General features: G+C 58.9%; 18 protein-coding genes. 4 read left to right on the forward strand and 14 right to left on the reverse strand.

Translation table 11 applies throughout. The features are described 5' to 3' along the window. Nucleotides 1–67: 67 nt before the first annotated feature. On the reverse strand, nucleotides 68–739 hold the full coding sequence (locus CFE47_RS12645; protein ID WP_286837450.1) for a COG3650 family protein: 672 nt from the start codon (nucleotides 737–739) through the stop codon (nucleotides 68–70). 95 nt (nucleotides 740–834) lie between these two features. Then, nucleotides 835–1,434 carry a short chain dehydrogenase gene (locus tag CFE47_RS12650; RefSeq protein ID WP_286837452.1) on the reverse strand — a complete coding sequence of 200 codons (600 nt, stop codon included), beginning with the start codon at nucleotides 1,432–1,434 and terminating at the stop codon, nucleotides 835–837. Between the two features lie 104 nt (nucleotides 1,435–1,538). Between CFE47_RS12650 and CFE47_RS12655 the strand changes: the two genes are divergently transcribed. After that, nucleotides 1,539–2,447 carry a LysR family transcriptional regulator gene (locus tag CFE47_RS12655; protein ID WP_017735940.1) on the forward strand — a complete coding sequence of 303 codons (909 nt, stop codon included), beginning with the start codon at nucleotides 1,539–1,541 and terminating at the stop codon, nucleotides 2,445–2,447. On the opposite strand, the gene CFE47_RS12660 is transcribed toward CFE47_RS12655, so the two are convergent. The 9 genes from CFE47_RS12660 to CFE47_RS12700 form a co-directional block, all read right to left on the reverse strand. Then, nucleotides 2,444–2,929, reverse strand: coding sequence for a DoxX family protein (locus CFE47_RS12660; protein WP_286837455.1), 486 nt, complete (start codon nucleotides 2,927–2,929; stop codon nucleotides 2,444–2,446). The genes CFE47_RS12655 and CFE47_RS12660 overlap by 4 nt on opposite strands. Continuing rightward, on the reverse strand, nucleotides 2,926–3,702 hold the full coding sequence (locus CFE47_RS12665; RefSeq protein ID WP_286837457.1) for an HvfC/BufC N-terminal domain-containing protein: 777 nt from the start codon (nucleotides 3,700–3,702) through the stop codon (nucleotides 2,926–2,928). The genes CFE47_RS12660 and CFE47_RS12665 overlap by 4 nt, the downstream gene beginning before the upstream one ends. Next, complete coding sequence (gene bufB, locus CFE47_RS12670) at nucleotides 3,699–4,577, reverse strand: MNIO family bufferin maturase (protein ID WP_286837459.1); 879 nt, start codon at nucleotides 4,575–4,577, stop codon at nucleotides 3,699–3,701. The genes CFE47_RS12665 and bufB overlap by 4 nt, the downstream gene beginning before the upstream one ends. Nucleotides 4,578–4,600: 23 nt before the next feature. Next, nucleotides 4,601–4,897: a BufA1 family periplasmic bufferin-type metallophore gene (locus CFE47_RS12675; protein WP_185707286.1), complete on the reverse strand. Its 297-nt coding sequence runs from the start codon at nucleotides 4,895–4,897 to the stop codon at nucleotides 4,601–4,603. Nucleotides 4,898–5,147: 250 nt separating this feature from the next. Then, entirely contained in the window at nucleotides 5,148–5,849 is a 702-nt protein-coding gene (locus CFE47_RS12680) for an ABC transporter ATP-binding protein (protein WP_017844798.1), read from the reverse strand. 1 nt (nucleotide 5,850) lies between these two features. After that, nucleotides 5,851–6,618, reverse strand: a complete 768-nt coding sequence (gene livG / locus CFE47_RS12685; RefSeq protein ID WP_185707283.1) for a high-affinity branched-chain amino acid ABC transporter ATP-binding protein LivG — start codon at nucleotides 6,616–6,618, stop codon at nucleotides 5,851–5,853. Then, nucleotides 6,615–7,868, reverse strand: a complete 1,254-nt coding sequence (locus CFE47_RS12690) for a high-affinity branched-chain amino acid ABC transporter permease LivM (protein ID WP_185707281.1) — start codon at nucleotides 7,866–7,868, stop codon at nucleotides 6,615–6,617. The genes livG and CFE47_RS12690 overlap by 4 nt, the downstream gene beginning before the upstream one ends. After that, complete coding sequence (livH, locus tag CFE47_RS12695) at nucleotides 7,865–8,788, reverse strand: high-affinity branched-chain amino acid ABC transporter permease LivH (RefSeq protein ID WP_025855194.1); 924 nt, start codon at nucleotides 8,786–8,788, stop codon at nucleotides 7,865–7,867. Before livH ends, CFE47_RS12690 begins: the two co-directional genes overlap by 4 nt. 229 nt (nucleotides 8,789–9,017) lie before the next feature. After that, a complete protein-coding gene (locus CFE47_RS12700; RefSeq protein WP_286837465.1) occupies nucleotides 9,018–10,145 on the reverse strand; it encodes a branched-chain amino acid ABC transporter substrate-binding protein in 1,128 nt (375 codons plus the stop codon). Between the two features lie 340 nt (nucleotides 10,146–10,485). Between CFE47_RS12700 and CFE47_RS12705 the strand changes: the two genes are divergently transcribed. Both CFE47_RS12705 and CFE47_RS12710 read left to right on the forward strand, forming a co-directional pair. Then, complete coding sequence (locus CFE47_RS12705; RefSeq protein ID WP_286837467.1) at nucleotides 10,486–10,794, forward strand: DUF2288 domain-containing protein; 309 nt, start codon at nucleotides 10,486–10,488, stop codon at nucleotides 10,792–10,794. Between the two features lie 264 nt (nucleotides 10,795–11,058). After that, nucleotides 11,059–12,150 carry a hypothetical protein gene (locus CFE47_RS12710; protein WP_286837469.1) on the forward strand — a complete coding sequence of 364 codons (1,092 nt, stop codon included), beginning with the start codon at nucleotides 11,059–11,061 and terminating at the stop codon, nucleotides 12,148–12,150. A gap of 36 nt (nucleotides 12,151–12,186) precedes the next feature. On the opposite strand, the gene CFE47_RS12715 is transcribed toward CFE47_RS12710, so the two are convergent. The 3 genes from CFE47_RS12715 to CFE47_RS12725 form a co-directional block, all read right to left on the reverse strand. Continuing rightward, nucleotides 12,187–14,364 carry a hypothetical protein gene (locus CFE47_RS12715; protein WP_286837471.1) on the reverse strand — a complete coding sequence of 726 codons (2,178 nt, stop codon included), beginning with the start codon at nucleotides 14,362–14,364 and terminating at the stop codon, nucleotides 12,187–12,189. A 205-nt stretch (nucleotides 14,365–14,569) separates the two neighbouring features. Then, the gene (locus CFE47_RS12720; protein WP_286837473.1) at nucleotides 14,570–16,834 is read right to left on the reverse strand and encodes a putative bifunctional diguanylate cyclase/phosphodiesterase; all 2,265 of its coding nucleotides are present in this window, start codon (nucleotides 16,832–16,834) and stop codon (nucleotides 14,570–14,572) included. 141 nt (nucleotides 16,835–16,975) lie between these two features. Next, entirely contained in the window at nucleotides 16,976–17,341 is a 366-nt protein-coding gene (locus CFE47_RS12725; protein ID WP_286837475.1) for a YkgJ family cysteine cluster protein, read from the reverse strand. Nucleotides 17,342–17,593: 252 nt separating this feature from the next. Between CFE47_RS12725 and CFE47_RS12730 the strand changes: the two genes are divergently transcribed. Continuing rightward, nucleotides 17,594–18,940, forward strand: a complete 1,347-nt coding sequence (locus tag CFE47_RS12730) for a spinster family MFS transporter (RefSeq protein ID WP_185707266.1) — start codon at nucleotides 17,594–17,596, stop codon at nucleotides 18,938–18,940. Nucleotides 18,941–19,021: the final 81 nt, after the last annotated feature.

The raw sequence follows: 19,021 nt of genomic DNA on the forward strand, positions 1-19,021 counted from the left end.
TTTGCAAACCGGCGATTATAAGCCCCAATGGCGGTTTCCCGTCATGTTAAAACAGCGCAGGGCGTAATCAGTCGTCGCGGGAGCCGCCGAACGACGCGCAGCCACGCTGCACCTGGCCGTTGACCCGCAATTCGGCGGTCATGTGTTGCAGGCTGCCGCTGACGCTGTCCACGCACCGTTGCGGGGCCACCCACAGTTCGACGTGCTGGTTGTTGGCTTCGGTCATCAGGTTGAAGCGGCCGTCGCCGATCTGTTCTTCTACATACGGTACAGCCAATGGCGGCTGGCCTTCACGTTCCAGCACCATGCCCTTGGCGGTGACATTCATTGCCCAGGCCGGCTTATGGCCGTTGGCCCGCAGGATCATGCGCTTGAAGTCCGGGTCGTTGCAGGCCGAGGTCGACCGTTCTACGCGATACAACTGCTGCAGGTCCACTGAACCCTGGGTACCGCTGGCAACGCCGGAGAACTTGCCGCGCAGGTCGGCAAACAGTGCACCTTGTTGCCCAGCCAAGGAAGCCGCTTCCTGGAGGATGTTGGTGCCGCCGGTATCGTTGACCACGTAGTTGCGTTTGTCGTCGCACGGCTGGAACAACAGCTTGCCACCGACCGCCGTGAGCTCGCCCTGCATGCGAGTCAACCCGACCAGCGATGGCTTGGCTGGCTCGTTCTCGAACATCTGGCAGGCGGCGAACAGGGGAAGCAGGGCAAACAAGGCAAGGGTACGGGCGGCACGCATAGAGGGTCTCCAGACAAGTGCCGCCACGTTACGCAGGCTGGCGATGCATCACAACCCCGCCGGCCAGCTTCAGGCAATTCTTACGGGTGCCAGATTCAGTCAACGATAAACGTCTGACCGGTCTGCAAGCCTTCGACGCTTTTGGCGTAGGCCAGCGCTACATCGGCGCCAGGCGCGGGTTTGTAGCCACGGAAATACGGCGCGTAACTGCCCATCGCTTCCACCAGGACCGTAGGGCTTACGGAGTTGACACGTAGGCCGCGTGGCAATTCGATCGCCGCGGCTTTGACGAATGCGTCGAGGGCGCCATTGACCAGTGCGGCCGAAGCGCCGGTACGGATCGGGTCTCGGTTGAGAATGCCGCTGGTGAAGGTGAAAGAGGCGCCGTCATTGGCGTACTCACGGCCAATCAACAGCAGGTTGACCTGGCCCATCAGCTTGTCGCGCAGGCCCAGTTCAAAGTCACTTTCGCTCATGTCACCGAGCGCCACGAAGTTCACGCTGCCCGCCGCACAGACCAGGGCGTCGAACTTGCCGGTCTGCTCGAACAGCTTGCGGATCGAGGCGCTGTCGCTGATATCCACCTGGAAATCGCCGCTGTTGCGGCCGATGCTGATCACATCGTGACGCTGAGCCAGTTCTGCCTTGACTGCTGAGCCGACAGTACCGCTGGCGCCAATCAATAGGATTTTCATGGTGCTGTTCCTCCAGGGGATAAGTGAAGGTTCAGTCTAGTGTGGCTTTTTGAACGGATAAACGTGCTAATAGGCAACCTTTGGTTTTCAAATGGAAACAATCCATGAGCGAGATGGATGACCTTGCAGCCTTCGCGGTGCTGATCGAAGCCGGCAGTTTTACCGTGGCGGCTGAACAACTGGGCTGCAGCAAAGGCCAATTGTCCAAGCGTATCAGCCAACTGGAAGCGCAGTTTTCCGTGGTGCTGCTGCACCGCACTACCCGCAAGCTCAGCCTCACCGCCGCCGGTGCGGCGTTGCTGCCCCAGGCCCAGGCGTTAGTGGTGCAAGTGGATCGCGCTCGTCAGGCATTGGCGCGGCTCAAGGACGATCTGGCCGGTCCCGTGCGTATGACGGTTCCGGTGTCGTTGGGCGAAACATTCTTCGATGGCTTGCTGCTGGAGTTTTCCAAGCAGTACCCGCAGGTGCAGATCGAACTGGAGCTGAACAACAGCTACCGGGACCTGGCGCGAGATGGGTTTGATCTTGGGGTGCGTTCAGGCGCGATTGAAAACGAGCGTCTGGTCGCCAAGCCTCTATTGGCTTGGCATGAGATGACCTGTGCCAGCCCGGCTTACCTTGAACAACACGGCGAACCACAGACCCCTGCCGACCTGGCGGCCCACACCTGCCTGCTCAACAGCCACTACAGCGGCCGCGAAGAGTGGCTGTACCACCAGCAGCATGAACTGTTGCGGGTTCGGGTCAGCGGCACCTTTGCGTCCAACCACTACAACCTGTTGAAAAAGGCCGCGCTGGTGGGCGCAGGTATTGCCCGCCTGCCGTCCTACGTACTGCCTGCGGAATTGGCTGACGGTCGCTTGCGCTGGCTCCTGCGCGATTATCAGACGCGGAGCATGCCGATGTACCTGGTTCATCCCTACCAGGGCGGCCTGCCGCGTCGAACCCAAGTGTTGGCCGATTACTTGGTGGATTGGTTCAAGCGCAGCGGCGAAGCCCTCGACCGGCTTTAGCGGTAGCGGCGGGCGATCAGATGATCGATGGACAGGCACCCAGGCCCCTTGGCTACCAACAGCAGCAACAACGCAATCCAGGTGCCGTGGGTAGGGTAGGCGTCGGGGTAGACAAATAGTTGAATCACCAGCGTCATGCCAACCAGCGCCAGGGCCGAGAAGCGTGTCGCGAACCCCACCAGGATCAGCACTGGGAAGAAATGCTCGGCAAACGCCGCCATATGCGCTGCCACCTCCGGCGACAGCAGCGGTACATGGTATTCGCTGCGAAACAGCGGCAGGGTCGAGGCGGCGAGTCGCGGTTCGCCCAACTGGAACGTGCCGCCGATCAGGTCGATGGCAAAGCCTTCGACTTTGGTTTGCCCGGACTTCCAGAACACGGCGGCGATGGAGAAGCGCGCGACAAAGGCGATGAGGCTGTAGGGAATTTGTTCGAAAAGCTGGATGACCCGTTTCACCAGGCACGGTGCGGAAGTCTTCATGTCGATACCTTTTGTTCTAAGTGCAAATGGGTAATGGCATTGCGGCTGATCAACAGCGTGAGGCATTGGTGCAGATCGAATTCGGGGGAAGCCCCCAGGGCTTGTTCAATGGCTTTCTCCAATGGCGTGCCGTGGGCCAGGCAGTTGATAAACACTACTGAGCCCTGGTCGATGGCGAACACCTTGACCTCAAGGCCTGCGCGCAACACCAACGCACCCTGGGCATGCCAAGGGTTGAGGGTGGCAACGCCGGCTTCGGTCTGATGCGCCGCCCACACGGCGACAACGGCGTATGCCGAATCGAGGGTAGACAGCGAAGGGTGCAATTGCAGGCGTAACCCGCCCACGTCGTCCTGACCTTGCAGGGCCTGGAGCACAGCCTGCTGGTCCAGCGGCGTGCAGTCGGCCGCGTGATAGGCGCAGACCCGCAAGCGTTCCAGCCGCGCGATGTCCGCCAGGTAAGGCACGCTGGCCGCGGGCTCGAAACCCTGGATGAACTGGGCAAACGTGCTGCCGTACTGACTGATCAGCGGGCTGGTGGGCGGGTGCGCCTGAACGAAAATGCTGGCCATGGCGCGGAAAAACTCATCGCCCACCAGCTGCAAGGTCACGGGGTACGCAGTCACCAATGCATTGATCAATGAGCTATGCACGTTGTTGCGATAGACCGCAAAGCGGCTTTGCGGGTCGGCACCATTGCTGCTGAACAGACCGTCGGGGCAGGACAGTTCGGGGTCCAACAGGGCCTTGGCAAAGGCGTCGTGCAAGCTCATGGGCTCACCTGCGAAAGATGCCATTCGGCGTGTTGGGCTTCGGCCAGCAGCACGTTGAATGCAGGCACTTGGTTGTCGCGTTCGATCAATGTCGCCATCGGGCCGACACGCTCCAGTACCCTTTCGTACAACTGCCACACGGCGTTATCGATAGGTGCACCGTGGTCATCGATCAACAGGCGGTCACCGAGGCTGTCAGTGTCTTCGGCAAAACCTGCCAGATGAATCTCACCCACTGCGTGCAACGGCAGAGCATCGACGTAGGACTGCGGATCGCGCTGGTGGTTGATGCAGGACACGTAGACGTTGTTCACATCCAGCAGCAAGCCACAGCCTGTGCGACGGATGATCTCGCTGATGAAGTCCGTCTCGTCCAGGGTAGAGCGCTGGAATTGCAGGTAGGTCGATGGGTTCTCCAGCAGCATCGGCCGCTTGAGGGCGCTCTGCACTTGGTCAACGTGTTCGCACACCCGTTGCAGGGTAGTGCTGTCGTAGGCCAGGGGCAGCAGGTCATTGAGGAACACCGGGCCGTGGCTCGACCAGGCCAGGTGTTCGGAAAAAGAGTGGGGTTGATAGCGTTCGATCAGCGTTGCCAGGCGTGCTAGGTGTGCACGACACAACGGGCCTTCGCCGCCGATGGACAGGCCCACGCCGTGCAACGACAGGGGGTACTGTTCGCGGATCAACCCCAGGTAGTGATGAAACGGTCCGCCGGCAACCATGTAGTTTTCGGCGTGCACTTCAAAAAAACCGATGTCGGGCGAAGTGTCGAGCACTTCGATAAAGTGCTCGGGCTTGAGCCCCAGCCCGGCCCGACGCGGTAGGGCGGGCGCCTGAGCCTGGGAGACAGCGTGCAGGGATGAAAGGGTCATCATCAGTACTCAGGCGTGACTAGCAATCAGGACTTGGCGGTGAAGGCTGCTTCCTGGCCGAAACCGGTCGGCGAGGTGGAGCTTGGGGTTTTGGCGCAGGTGCCGGCCGGAACCAGTTTCCAGGCGTTGGCCTGGTCTTTGACTTTCGAGGTGCCAGCGCAGGAAGTACCGGCGCCCGCAGCGCAATCGTTCTTGCCTGCTTCAGCGACGCCGAAGCACTTTTGCATGTCATCGGCCGCGTGAGCGGTGGTGGCCAGGGTGGACAGGCTCAGGGCAGAACCCAGGGCCAGGATGAGGGAGGCGGCGGACAGTTTGGTAGTCATGGTGTATCTCCAGCAGTGGGTTGAGTTCGCGGGCTTGAGTGCCTGCTTGTACCACTAGAGACGACGGGAAGGAATCTGTTACAAGCCTGTCGAAAATAATTTCAGGCTTCGCAAAATCTAACGATCACACAAGGCAAATGTGGGAGCTGGCTTGCCTGCGATAGCATCAACTCGGTGTGTCAGTCACACCGCGGTGATCCTATCGCAGGCAAGCCAGCTCCCACACAAGCCAGCTCTCACATGTTTTGAGTTAACCGCCTAGGTACGCCTCACGCACCTTCGGATCGGTCAGCAATTGCTCACCCGTGCCCTGCATCACCACCCGGCCGTTTTCCAACACATAGGCGCGGTCGGCGATTTTCAGTGCCTGGTTGGCGTTCTGTTCCACCAGGAACACCGTTACACCGTCCTTGCGCAGCTGTTCGATGATGTCGAAGATCTGCTGGATGATGATCGGGGCCAGGCCAAGAGACGGTTCGTCGAGCAGTAACAACTTGGGCTTGCTCATCAGTGCCCGGCCAATGGCGAGCATTTGCTGCTCGCCACCGGACATGGTGCCGCCGCGCTGGCTGAAGCGTTCCTTGAGCCGAGGGAACAGGTGCAGCACCTTGTCCATCTGCTCCTGGTAATCGCCTTTGTCGGTGAAGAACCCGCCCATCGCCAGGTTCTCTTCCACGGTCAGCCGCGAGAACACGCGACGGCCTTCCGGCACCACGGCAATGCTCTTGCGCATGATGTGCGACGACTGTTGCCCAACCAGCTCTTCACCCATGTAGCGGATGCTGCCGCTGTGAGCCTGCGGTGAACCGCACAGGGTCATCAGCAAGGTCGATTTACCCGCACCGTTGGCGCCGATCAGCGTGACGATTTCACCCTGGCGCACTTCCACGTTGACGCTGTGCAGGGCCTGGATCTTGCCGTAGAAAGTGGAAACGTTTTCGAATTGCAGCATTTTACGCTTCCCCCAAATAGGCTTTGATCACTTCAGGATTGTCGCGGATCTGCTCCGGCGTTCCGTTGGCCAGCGGCGTGCCCTGGTTGATCACCACGATGTGGTCGGAAATGCTCATGACCAGTTTCATGTCGTGCTCGATCAACAGCACCGTGGCGTTGTTTTCCTCACGCAGCACGCTGATCAGCGCCTTGAGGTCTTCGGTTTCCTTAGGGTTCAGGCCGGCAGCCGGTTCGTCGAGCATCAGGATCCGCGGGCGGGTCATCATGCAGCGGGCGATTTCCAGGCGACGTTGCTGACCGTAGGCCAGGGTGCCAGCAGGGCGGTTGGCGAATTCGGTCAGGTTGACCTTGTCCAGCCAGTACGCAGCGTACTCCATGGCCTCGCGTTCGCTTTTGCGGAACGACGGCGTCTTGAACAGGCCTGCAAAGAAGTTGGTGTTCAGGTGACGGTGCTGGGCGATCAGCAGGTTCTCGACCGCCGTCATGTCTTTGAACAACCGCACGTTCTGGAAGGTCCGCACCACGCCCTTGCGGGCGATCTCGTGGCCGGCCAGGCCCTGGATCGGTTGGCCGTCCAGCAGGATGCTGCCGCCGCTCGGCTTGTAGAAACCGGTGAGGCAGTTGAACACCGTGGTCTTGCCGGCGCCGTTGGGGCCGATCAATGCAACTACTTGTTTCTCTTTCACGGTAAGGGCCACGCCATTGACCGCGAGCAAACCGCCGAAGCGCATGCTCAAGTTTTCGACTTTCAGGATCTCGCGGCTCATTTGCGCAGCTCCATGTGTGGACGTTGCATGGGCAGCAGGCCTTGAGGGCGCCAGATCATCATCAGCACCATCATGGCGCCGAACATCAACATGCGGTATTCGCTGAACTCACGCATCATTTCCGGCAGCAGGATCATCACGATCGCCGCCAGGATCACGCCCAACTGCGAGCCCATGCCACCCAGTACCACGATGGCGAGGATGATCGCCGACTCGATAAAGGTGAACGACTCCGGGGTGACCAAGCCTTGGCGAGCGGCGAAGAAGCTGCCGGCGAAACCGGCGAACGCAGCACCCAGGGTGAACGCGGAGAGCTTGATGATGGTCGGGTTCAGGCCCAGGGCCCGGCACGCGATCTCGTCTTCGCGCAGCGCTTCCCACGCGCGGCCAATCGGCATGCGCAGCAGGCGGTTGATCACGAACAAGGCGGCCAATGCCAGCAACAGCGCCACCAGGTACAGGAACACCACTTTACTGACCGGGTTGTAGTCGATCCCGAAGTATTCGTGGAAGGTCTGCATGCCTTCTGCGGCGGTGCGGTCGAAGGACAGCCCGAAGAAGGTCGGCTTGGGAATGCTGCTGATGCCGTTGGGGCCACCGGTGATATCGGTCAGGTTACGCAGGAACAGACGGATGATTTCACCGAAGCCCAGGGTCACGATGGCCAGGTAGTCACCGCGCAAACGCAACACCGGGAAACCCAGCAGGAAGCCGAACGTAGCGGCTGCCATGCCCGCCAACGGCAAGCAGATCCAGAAGCTCCAGCCCAGGTAGTGCGACAGCAGTGCGTAGGTGTACGCGCCCACGGCGTAGAAGCCCACATAACCCAGGTCGAGCAGACCGGCCAGGCCCACCACGATGTTCAGGCCCAGGCCCAGCAACACGTAGATCAGGATCAGGGTGGCGATGTCGACGGCGCCGCGCGAACCAAAGAATGGCCAGACCAACGCGGCCACGATCAAGCCGATGATGATGTAGCGCTGGGTGCGCGGCAGGGTCAGGAATTGGCTGACCTTGGGCGATACCAACGGGCCACGGTTGCTCTTGAGCAAGGCACTGAACTGATCGCTGAACAACACGCGCAGGAACATCAGCACCGAACACAGGGCGATGACGGTCAGGGTCACGGGACCCGTGCCGTGCACTTCCAGGTTGATGCCGACAATGCTCAGCTTGAGGCCGAGTACCGGAAAGGCCACGGCCCATACCAGCAAGGCGCTGAAAAACGCCGATTTAAGATATCTGCTCATACTTTCTCAACCTCCGGACGGCCCAGGATGCCGGTCGGACGGAACAACAGCACCAGAACCAAGAGACCGAACGCTACGACGTCCTTGTATTGGTCGCCGAAGATATCGGCGCCGAACGCTTCGGCCACACCCAGCACCAAGCCACCGAGCATCGCGCCCGGAATACTGCCGATGCCGCCCAGGACCGCCGCGGTAAAGGCCTTGAGGCCTACCAGGAAACCGGCGTTGGGGTTGATCACGCCGTACTGCATGCTCAGCAGCACCGCCGCGACGGCAGCCAGTGCGGCACCGATCACGAAGGTCAGGGCGATGATGTTGTTGGTGTTGATGCCCAGCAGGTTGGCCATCTTGATGTCTTCGGCGCAAGCCCGGCAGGCACGCCCCAGACGAGAGCGGGAGATGAACAGGGTCAGGCCCAGCATGGCCACCAGGGTGACGACGAAGACCAGGACCTGCATGTACGAAATCAGCACTTCTTGTGCGCCACCCGGGCCGAAGGAGAAGCTCCCCGGAATCAGGTTGGGAATGGACTTGTCCTTGGAGTCCTGGGACAGCAATACGGTGTTCTGCAGGAAAATCGACATGCCGATGGCGGAAATCAGCGGGATCAAACGGTTGCTGCCACGCAAGGGACGGTAGGCAACGCGCTCGATACTGTAGCCATAGGCACTGGTCACGATGATCGACGCAAGGAACGCAGCGGTCATCAACAGCGGCAGGGAGTGGATCCCCATCATGGCCAGCCCGGCAAGGGCGATGAAGGCCACGTAGGAACCAATCATGTACACCTCGCCATGGGCGAAGTTGATCATTCCAATGATGCCGTAAACCATTGTGTAGCCAATGGCTATCAAGGCATAGGTGCTGCCAACGGTCATGCCGTTAACCAGCGTTTGGAAAAAATGATAGATCTCAGGCATTACAGCGCTCCTAAAAACCCGATACGCATTTCACTGGTGGAGTCATGTTCCGGCCCCGTGCTGTGTTCTGTGAGCACATTTGCACAAAGCGTTTGCCAGCGAACCGCTGGTGACGGTTTTAAGATTTTCAGGTGAGCCAGCGCCCGGATCGCGGGTGTCAGGCCCATAAACCTCGTAAAACAAAGCCCACTGCTCTCACAGTGGGCTTGTTGGACCAGTAACGCCTGGCTTACTGAGGGGAAACTTCGGTTTTAGGTTTGCCGAAGTGCCATTCGTAGACCACGAATTTGAAGTCCTTCAGGTCGCCCTTGGCATCGAAGCTCAGGTCGCCAGTAGGGGTCTTGAAAGTGCCTGCGTGGATGGCTGCAGCCACTTTGGCGGTGTCTTCGCTCTTCGCGGCAGCGATACCGCCGGCGATGACTTCAACTGCCGAGTAGGCTGGGAACACGAATGGGCCGCTTGGGTCTTTTTTGTCAGCGACGAGCGCGTCGACGATGGCTTTGTTCGCTGGGTCGGCGTCGAAGGATTTCGGCAGGGTAACCAGCAGGCCTTCGGAAGCGCCCTGGGCGATTTGCGAGATGGAGTCGTTGCCGACGCCTTCTGGGCCCATGAACTTGGCGTTCACGCCTTTTTCCTTGGCTTGGCGCAGGATCAAGCCCAGCTCAGGGTGGTAGCCGCCGTAGTAGACGAAGTCGACGTTGGCTTGCTTGAGCTTTTGAATCAGCGAGCCGAAGTCTTTGTCGCCAGCGTTGATGCCTTCGAAGAGGGCAACTTTCACGCCTTTTTTCTCGAGGGTCTGTTTAACGGCGGTGGCGATACCTTCACCGTACTGCTGCTTGTCGTGAATAACGGCAACGACTTTTGGCTTCACGTGGTCGGCGATGTAGTTACCCGCTGCAGGGCCTTGGGCGCTGTCCAGGCCGATGGTGCGGAACACCAGTTTGTAGCCACGGGAAGTGATTTCCGGGCTGGTAGCAGCCGGGGTAATCATGATGACGCCTTCGTCTTCATAAATGTCGGACGCTGGCTGAGTGGAGCTGGAGCAAAGGTGACCGACCACGAACTTGACGCCGTCGTTGACCACTTTGTTGGCTACGGCAACGGCTTGTTTAGGATCGCAAGCGTCGTCGTATTCCTTGGCTTCGAGCAGTTTGCCGTCGACGCCGCCCTTGGCGTTGATGTCGGCAATGGCTTGCTTGGCACCCATGAATTGCATGTCACCGTATTGCGTCACCGGACCGGTTTTAGGACCAGCAATACCGATCTTGATGGTGTCGGCTGCGAACGAATGGCCGGCAACCCCAGCCAGGACCATAGTGGCAAACAGTTTGGAAATCTGCTTAGTAGCCTTATTCATAGTGCTCCACTCTTACTGTTGTATTTTTTATAGTTCTAGCGGCCTTGTGAGCTGCAGAACCGGATCGGATATCTCGGATATCCCCCCGGCAGTGCCCTGGCAACTGTACCGGTACAGTGTAGAGCGCCGGTTGATCGCTTGAAAAGCTGGCTGCTGGGGGCAAAACCCGGGTGTGTCGCTTAAATGAAAGAAAAAGACAGAATTGCGGCGGGTTGATGCCAGAGTCTCGGGCAATCCTTGGCTTTTCTGACACTTTCTATCGGTGCTTCATTTGCAACTGGGTTTTTCTGCACGAGTGACGACGTTATGATTGCGCCGTTTTTTACTCAGGTGAATTCCCATGACGCAAGAACCTAGCACCCTCTATGCCAAGCTGCTCGGTGAAACCGCCGAAATATCCTGGAAGGAGCTTGAGCCGTTCTTTGCCAAGGGTGCCCTATTGTGGGTCGACACCGGGCTGGATTTGATCGAAGCCGCCGAGGGAATGGCCGAAGACAACCGCGATAAAGTCGCTGCCTGGCTGGCCGCGGGCAGCCTTGGCGAAGTGTCTGCGACGCGGGCATTGGACCTGGTAGAGCGTGATCCCAGCCTGTGGGCGGTGGTGGTTTCGCCGTGGATTCTGATCCAGGAAAGGGCATCGCAAGAATAGTTAGCACTAAAAAGGTGCGCGTTTTTCGCGGCAACAAGTGTGTAGCGGAGTAACCGCTGGAGCCGTGATGGCATCTTGCCGTAGAGAAAGGTCACAGCCGAGGGTGACGTGCGCGTAATGGGAACAGTTCTCTCGCCGCCAAAAGCCCAGGGGAATTGTTTCTCGGTGTGAATAAGGGCGGTTGGCCATCAGAAATATCTGACGGAAGCGGTGAATTATCGGTGGATTCCGGTAAAGTTCGTGGCTTGTTCCATGGAGCTAGTCATGCCGTCAGCGCTGCCCCCCTTAGAGAAAACGTCGCACCAGTTGCTCTACCTTATTTACGGTAACCAGGATGTTTACCGGCGCGAGGCCAAATTCAGTATTCTCACCGCCTTGTCACAGCTCAAGCCAGGCGAGTCGTTGTGCATCCGGGTCATGACTGACCGTGCGCAGGATTACATCGGCTGGCCGGTTGAAACCATCGAGCTGGATGAGCAAACCCTGGCCCTGTGGCAGGGCGAGAATGGCTATACCCACCGCCGCAAGGCCTGTGCAATCGCCCGTGGCCTGACGCTGGCGGACAAGACCCTGTTCGTCGATACCGACACGCTGTTCCTCAAGTCGCCCCACCGTGTGTTCGAACTGATCGAGCCCGGCAAGTATGTAATGGACGAGTTCGAGTACGACTGGAGCTATGTTTGCAAACGCCCGGACTACCTCAAGTTGGGCCGCCACCTGCATCAACATGGAATCTCTGCCAGTAATAGCTTCAAGCTCTATAACAGTGGCCTGTGCGGCGTGCGCGCCAGTGATACGCCATTGCTTGAAGCGTCGATCCAGTTGATTGATGAGTGGACCCAGGATTCGTTCGATATCCACACCATCGAGCAAGTCGCGATTTCCTTTGCAATGCGTGGCAAAACGGTGCGCGAGGCCAGGAAGTTCGTTCACCATTACTACTCCGACAAGCGCTTTTTCCACGCCATGCAAGCGCATTTCTTCGATTTGCACGGTGAGACGTTCGACCCGACGCTGGTCGCGCGATGCCTGGACGTACCGCGCGTCAAGCCGGTGCCGTCCCCTTGGCAGCGACTGCGTATCAAATGGAAACTGCGCAATCAGCGCAAGCACATGAAAAGGGTGGGTCGCGACCTGCTGTATGGCAGTTCGGCGCCAGAGCATCCGTACTACGACGTGTGCCGGCATGGCTGGTGGGAGTCGGCGTCGCGCGAAATTCGCGGGTGGGATGAAGCTGAACAAAAGAAATTCTTCGGCCCGAATGACACCCACTGGCCGAAGCAGTTGCCCCGGCCTTCAAAGTCCGCAGACGAGCAAAAGATCCTGGTTTTCCTGCGTCAGCAGCGGGCTCGCTGATAGGGCGACGGCGCCGAGCGGCGCCGTCGCAGGTTCTCAGGCGGTCTTGCCGGTGTGGTTATTCAAGGAAATGACCTTGGTCTTGCCGATCCGGTGACGGTAGATCTCACGCAGGTACTTGATCGCCTTCTTCACGCAATCCCGCGACAGGCGAATGTCATTGATCGACACGAACTTCTCTTTGTCGTTGATCAACTCGCGGTACTTCTTCTCGTACATCGGCTTGATCGCGTACCAGTTGGTGTCGAGGATCTTCGCCGGGTTCTCAAACTCGTTGAGCAGCTCATCGATACGGTCTTCGTCGAAGTCCTCATGGATGATGAAGTCCAGGATCGAGTTGTCCAGTGTGTCGTCGAAACGGTACGGGTTGCGGGCAAAGCAGCGCTTGATAAACGCCACGATCAGCGTGAGGAAGTCGTCCGACAGGCACGGGCTTTTGGCGATCAGGGTGGTCAGCGACAGGTTGGCCGACGCGCCGATGACCAGGGCGTAACGTTTGAGCGTGGTGTTGGGGAACAGGCTGTTGAGGTGGGTCTTGAGTCGATTCAAGTCCATGTAGGACAGCTTGTAGTCCTTGGGCAGCGAGACAATCGACACCACCGACGAGCAGTTCTTGAAGAAGTGCAGGTCGTGCAGCGCCGCCGCGTCATAACCAGAGTTCTTGTATTGCTCCAGCGACGCCTTGTAGCGCTTGGACTCAATCGGCAACAGGCTGATGCCCTCGATGGCCTGGGTGACTTTGTTGAAGTGCGGCAAGTCGATGGAGCGGAAGAACAGGTCATCAATGTTCAAGCGCTGCGGTTCTTTTTCGAACACCTTGAACTTGTCGCCCGTCGGCACCGGGGTTTCCGGGACGACAGACTCGGCGTAGGCAATCGCCACTGGGCCGGCCAGGCTCATGAACAGGTCGTTGGCATCCAGGCGAATGGTTTCGCCGATGTCGATACCGGCGCGACGGAAGTAGTTCTGGTCGTAGTCGGTGGTCACCGCCTGGGCGGTGAGGATGTTGAAGATCTGCTGGGAGATGTACTGGTTGGCGTGTTTTTCCATGGCATTGACATCAATGTTCTGGATGTTGCCATCGTCGCTTTCTTCGGCGTAACGCATGATGTCGTTGGAGATCAGCATCATCGCGTTCCACGGCCGGATACGGCCTTTTACGCTGGCTTCGCTGCTGTCTTCATTGGCGAAGTTGTACGAGAAATCCCATTCTTCCGACAGGTACTTGCACAGCAAACGACCGGCGTTGATGTGCAGTGCCTCTGACATTTCGCTGCGGTGATCGGAAATGTTCGGCAGCACGCAGATGCCGCTGGTGAAGATCGGCTCGAACACAAAGGCGTGGCCGCTCTTGCTGTCATGCTCGTCGGCAGGCTTGGTGTCGAACGTCTTGTTCATGTACGAGTGTTGCTGGGCCAGGCCGAACTCCGAGGCCATGCCCGAACCGGTGCCGCCGCCGGCACTGAAGATCGAAAAATACAGGCGCGACTGGTTGGCCTTGATGCCGCATGAGTCGATCAGGTACGAGTGGATCATCTTCCAGTCGGGGCTGGAAAAACGCTGGGTGTCTTTGTTGAGGATGATCTTGGCCAGGTACTGGCCGAGGATCGGCGCGTTACCGGCACCACCGGCATGGACTTCCGACAGGTCCATGATTTTCATCTTGCTGTAATCACGCAGGAACCCGCTTTTTTCGCCCTTGCGCGAAAAGCGGATACGCCCGGCGATGTCTTTGTCCAGATCGCCCAGCATCACCAACGGTTCGACCAGGAACACCGGCTTGCTGGCTTTGCCGCTGCCCAGGCGCAGGTTATTGCGGATCCACTGGGCGGGGCTGTAGCCCTTGTCCAACGACTTGTCTTCAGTGCTGAACTCGTTGAGGTAGAACTTGCGCGCGTTGTACACCAGTTCGGCGACGTCCAGCGCAATGTTCGAACCGCAGCGGCCCAGGCCGATCAGGCACACCGATGGAAATTCCTGGTCGTTGCGCGGCTCACCCTCGGCTTCCAGGTAGGGCGGGCGCGGGAACACCATGTCGCGCAGGCCGTCGAGGTTGTCGAGGATGCGGTCGGTATTGGTTTCGGTGAAGTACAGGTATTGCTGTGTGGCCAGCGGGCGCGTGTTGCTCAATGACTTTGAACCTGAGGGTTTTTCCGCAGGAGCTGGGAGCAACACGTCGGATACCACGGTGGCAGAGTTATTTTTAGAAGTCATTGTGCGCCATGTGCCTGGGCGGATGGCTGAAAGTAATCAAAGGGCCATCACGGAATGGGAGTTCGCGACTTTTACAGTGCGTCCTTGTCCGGATCGATTGGGTTTGACCCTGGTGATTCCCAGGAAAACGTGGCCGGACTCTGATGAATCGGCCGTTCGTCGGCGTTCTTTAGGCAAATGATGGCGAAATGCCAAAGATTCGGCGTCAGCGAATTGGCCTGACGATAGAGGTGGACCCAGGACGGTTGGGGGAGGGCTCTTTCGGCGGGGAGTTGTCCTTGCTGCCCACCGTGCTGAACGGGTAGAGCGGGTTGCGCATGTCGATGCCCTGGATCACGCCGATGATGTCACTGGCCGGTACGGCCGGGCTCAACAGGTAGCCCTGGACGAAGTCGCAGCCGTGTTTGAGCAGCAGTTCGAATTGGGCTTGAGTTTCCACGCCTTCGGTCACCACCTGCAAGTGCAGGGTGTGGGCCATGCCGATGATCGCCTGGACGATCTCGATATCGGCGGTGGACTTGGGGATGTCCTGGATAAACGAGCGGTCGATCTTCAAGGTGTTGAGGGGCAGGCGCTTGAGGTAGGCGAGGGACGAGTAGCCGGTACCGAAGTCGTCGATGGCCAGGGATACACCCAGCGCCCGAATCTGCCGCAGCAACGCCAGCGTACTGCTGATGTTGCCCATCAGCGCATTTTCGGTGACTTCCAGTTCCAGGCGGTTGGCGCCGATTGCACTGAACCTCAGGGCGTCTTCGATTTCATCCGCCAGTTCGTCACGGGCCAGGTTCAGCGCCGAGCAGTTCACGGCCATGGTCAGTTCGGTGTAGCCCCGGTCCGACAGCAAGCTCAAGTCATGACAGGCCTGGCGCAATACCCAATGGTCCAGCTCGGCGATCAGCCCGTTGTTTTCGGCGATGCTGATAAATCGATCCGGGGCCAGCAGCCCGTGCTGCGGGTGTTGCCAGCGCACTAACGCTTCCAGGCGGGTGACCTTGCCCAGTTTCATGTCGAAGATCGGTTGGTAGAACAGCACCAATTGGTGACGCGTGCGCAAGGCTGCGCGCAGTTCTTCTTCGAGTTGCAGTTCAAGAAACGCGCGGGTTTTCAGGTTGGAACTGAAGAACGTCAGGCTGTTACGCCCGGTTTCCTTGGATTGGTACAGCGCCAGGTCGGCGGTTTTCAGCAGTTCTTCGCAGGTCAGGCCATCGTCGGGAAACAGGCTGATACCGATACTGGTGGTCATCACCATGCGCCGGCCAGCCAGCTCGATGGGTTCTTTCATCTTTTGCATGATGCGCTGGGCCAGGTGCCGCGCTTCGTCACGGTGATGGACGCTGATGAGGATACAGAACTCATCGCCGCCAAACCGCGCGACCACGTCTTCGTGGCTGCGCACCGAGCCTTTGATATGCCCGGCCAGCACGGTGAGCAACTGGTCGCCGGCATCGTGTCCGAGGCTGTCATTGATGCGTTTGAAGTGATCGATGTCGAGAAATATCACCGCCATCATGCCGTGTGATGTGGTTTTTTCGGCGACTTTCTCTGCAAAGATCTGGTTGAAACCCCGACGGTTGAGCAGGCTGGTCAGTGCGTCGTAATGGGCCACTTGTTGCAGGGAGGCACGGGCCTGGTCCAATTCGCTGAGCAGGGCGTTGACCCGGCGCAGGTCGCGTTCCTTGTGTTGCAACTTTTTGTCGGCCAGCGCGGCGCTGATGCTGCTGCCGATCACCAGCAACGTGATGACCGCCACGGACAAGCCCAGTTGGATCGGATTGTTGTCCAGCGGCAACGACAAGTCGGCTTCATTGGGCACCATCAGGCGCATCGCCGCCATGCCGGTGAAATGCATGCTCAGGATGCCAGCGCCCAACACCAGGCTGGCAGCGTATTTGAGTAATTGATGGAACACGCCGGCGCCATTGCGCAAGTAGCTCGACAGCAGCAACGCCGCCAGGCTGGCACCAATGGCGATGCCGATGGAGGCCAGGAACAGCTCCGTCTCAAAATACACCTGGGCCTGGGAGCGCATGGCCGACATGCCAACGTAGTGCATCAGGGCAATACCGATGCCCATCCACACCGAAGCCAGCAAATACTGATGAAAGCGCAGGTGCGTATGACTGAGGGTTTGCATGGCAAACAACGACGCCACCAGCGCAATCAACAGCGAGGCGAATGTCATGAGCAATTCGTAGTGAATGGCAATCGGCGCCTGAAAGGCCAGCATGCTGATGAAGTGAGTGGACCAGATTCCGCCGGCCAGGCAGCCGGCACCCAGCCAACGCCAGTGGCGTCTTGCGGTGGGGTCCTCGACATGGCCGACGCGTTCGGCCATGTCGAGCGTGCCGAAACCTGCCGCGCAAGCGACCAGATAGGCCAGCAGCACCAGAAAGGGGTTATGACTGCAATTGAGTAATAAGTGCCCGCTTTCTGGAAGGTCAGTGAAAAAATGCAGACCCAGCCATTCCATAGCATGCCCCGTCATAGAGTCATTACGTCACTGCCTACGGCGATGACCTATGGAGTCGAGTATAGAAGTCTGGTGGGATTCGCCACGGGTAATGGCACTTTGCTCTCAACGATTTTGGCATGCCATCCATAGCGTTTGATGCTAAGCGCTGATGGGCAACTCCAGTTCAAACGGCGCTTCCAGGGGCGGCAGGCCGAAAGCGGCGCGGGCGGCATCGCAGTCGACGTTCTGTACGCCTTCATGCCAGGACGCTTCAAACTCTCGGCAGGGGCTGGATCGTTGTTCATAAATCGAGCAACTCGTGGCCTTGCCCACTTCACCCTCAAGGCTGCAGCAGCGTGCGGGTTTCTGGTCGGTGCCGATCATCGCTACGCGCGTCGGATTGATCTGTACGACCAGGTCATCGGGCACCGTTCCGCCGGATGAGGTGCACTCTCCCCAGAAGAAAGACACGCGAAAGTATGAACAGCAGGCACCGCAACTCAGACACGGACTGGCTTCGGACATGGGCGTCATCGATAAGAAAAGTAAGAAGGGGGGACTACGGGAAGGCTCGCCATTCTATCCGTGCCATAGCCATTGGGAAGGGGGTGGCACACATATATTTTTGTAGGGAAAGTCCCGTAATGTCGGGTGAAATCATGCCCTATCAGCTTTACGAATCATTACAGACAACCGACGCCCGCCTGACTATGTTGCAGGTACCGGGCAGGATGCATCGGGCATCGCAGCTCTCATAACAATAAAAGAGACGGACCCATGCAGAACTCGACCCAAGCGGCGAATGCCTGGCGCATTCTGTTCCTGCTGTTCCTCGCCAACCTGTTCAACTTTTTCGACCGCACCATTCCCGCGATCATCATCGAGCCGATCCGCATGGAATGGCACTTGAGCGACTTCCAGCTCGGCATCATCGGCACCGCCTTCACCATCGTCTATGCCATTGCCGGCCTGCCGCTCGGGCGCATGGCCGACACCGGCTCGCGCAGCAAACTGATGGGCTGGGGCTTGTTCGCCTGGAGCGGGCTGACGGCGGTCAACGGCATGGTCGGTAGTTTCTGGACCTTCTTGTTGGTGCGCATGGGCATCGGCATTGGCGAAGCCAGCTATGCGCCGGCGGCCAACTCGCTGATCGGCGACCTGTTCCCGGCACACCGTCGTGCACGGGCCATGGGGATTTTCATGCTGGGCCTGCCGCTGGGGCTGTTGCTGGCGTTCTTCACCATCGGTGCGATGGTCAAGGCGTTCGACAGCTGGCGCGCACCGTTCTTCATCGCCGCTGTGCCGGGGCTGATCCTTGCGGTGTTCATGTTCTACATCAAGGAACCCAAGCGCGGCGCGGCGGAAGCCGTGCAAGTCTCCCAGGAACGCGTCGACCGCCCGATCCGCCGCGTCCTGGCGGTGCCTACGTTCCTTTGGTTGGTGCTGGCCGGCCTGTGTTTCAACTTCGCCACCTATGCCTGCAACTCATTTTTAGTGCCGATGTTGCAGCGTTACTTCCTGATGCCGTTGCAGGATGCAGCTGTCGCCACCGGCGTGATTGTCGGCCTGACCGGCTTGGTGGGCCTGACGTTGGGCGGCTGGATCGCCGACAAGATTCATCAACGGGTGCCCAATGGACGCCTGTTGTTTGCTGCGTTCAGTCTGATTATTTCCACCGTCACCACCGCCTGGGCGCTGCACGCCGGGCGCATCGAGATCGGGGTGTTCGTGGCACTGTTCAGTGTGGGCTGGCTGTTTGCCTATAACTTCTACACCTGCGTGTACACGGCGATTCAGGATGTGGTTGAACCGCGCCTGCGCGCGACGGCGATGGCGTTGTTCTTTGCTGGGTTGTACTTGCTGGGCGGTGGTATGGGGCCGGTGGTGGTGGGGGGCTTGTCCGATCACTTTGCCCATTCGGCAATGTATGCGGCGGGGGCGGAGCAGATGACCGAGGCGTATAAAGCGGTGGGTTTGCATGACGCCATGTACCTGATTCCGGTGGCGCTGTTTCTGACCATGCTGTTTCTGTTTCAGGCCTCGCGGTGTTTTGTGCGCGATGCCAAAAAGATGAAAGAGGGGTTGGGGGCGGTGGAGGTGCCGGCTGCGGCGGTTACCGCTTGAGACCGAGGTGACCCCTTCGCGAGCAAGCCCGCTCCCACATTTGACTGAGTTTCTCCAGTTGAAATGCAATCAAATGTGGGA

This window comes from Pseudomonas sp. PGPPP1, from assembly GCF_002255865.1.
Lineage (GTDB): Bacteria > Pseudomonadota > Gammaproteobacteria > Pseudomonadales > Pseudomonadaceae > Aquipseudomonas > Aquipseudomonas cremoris.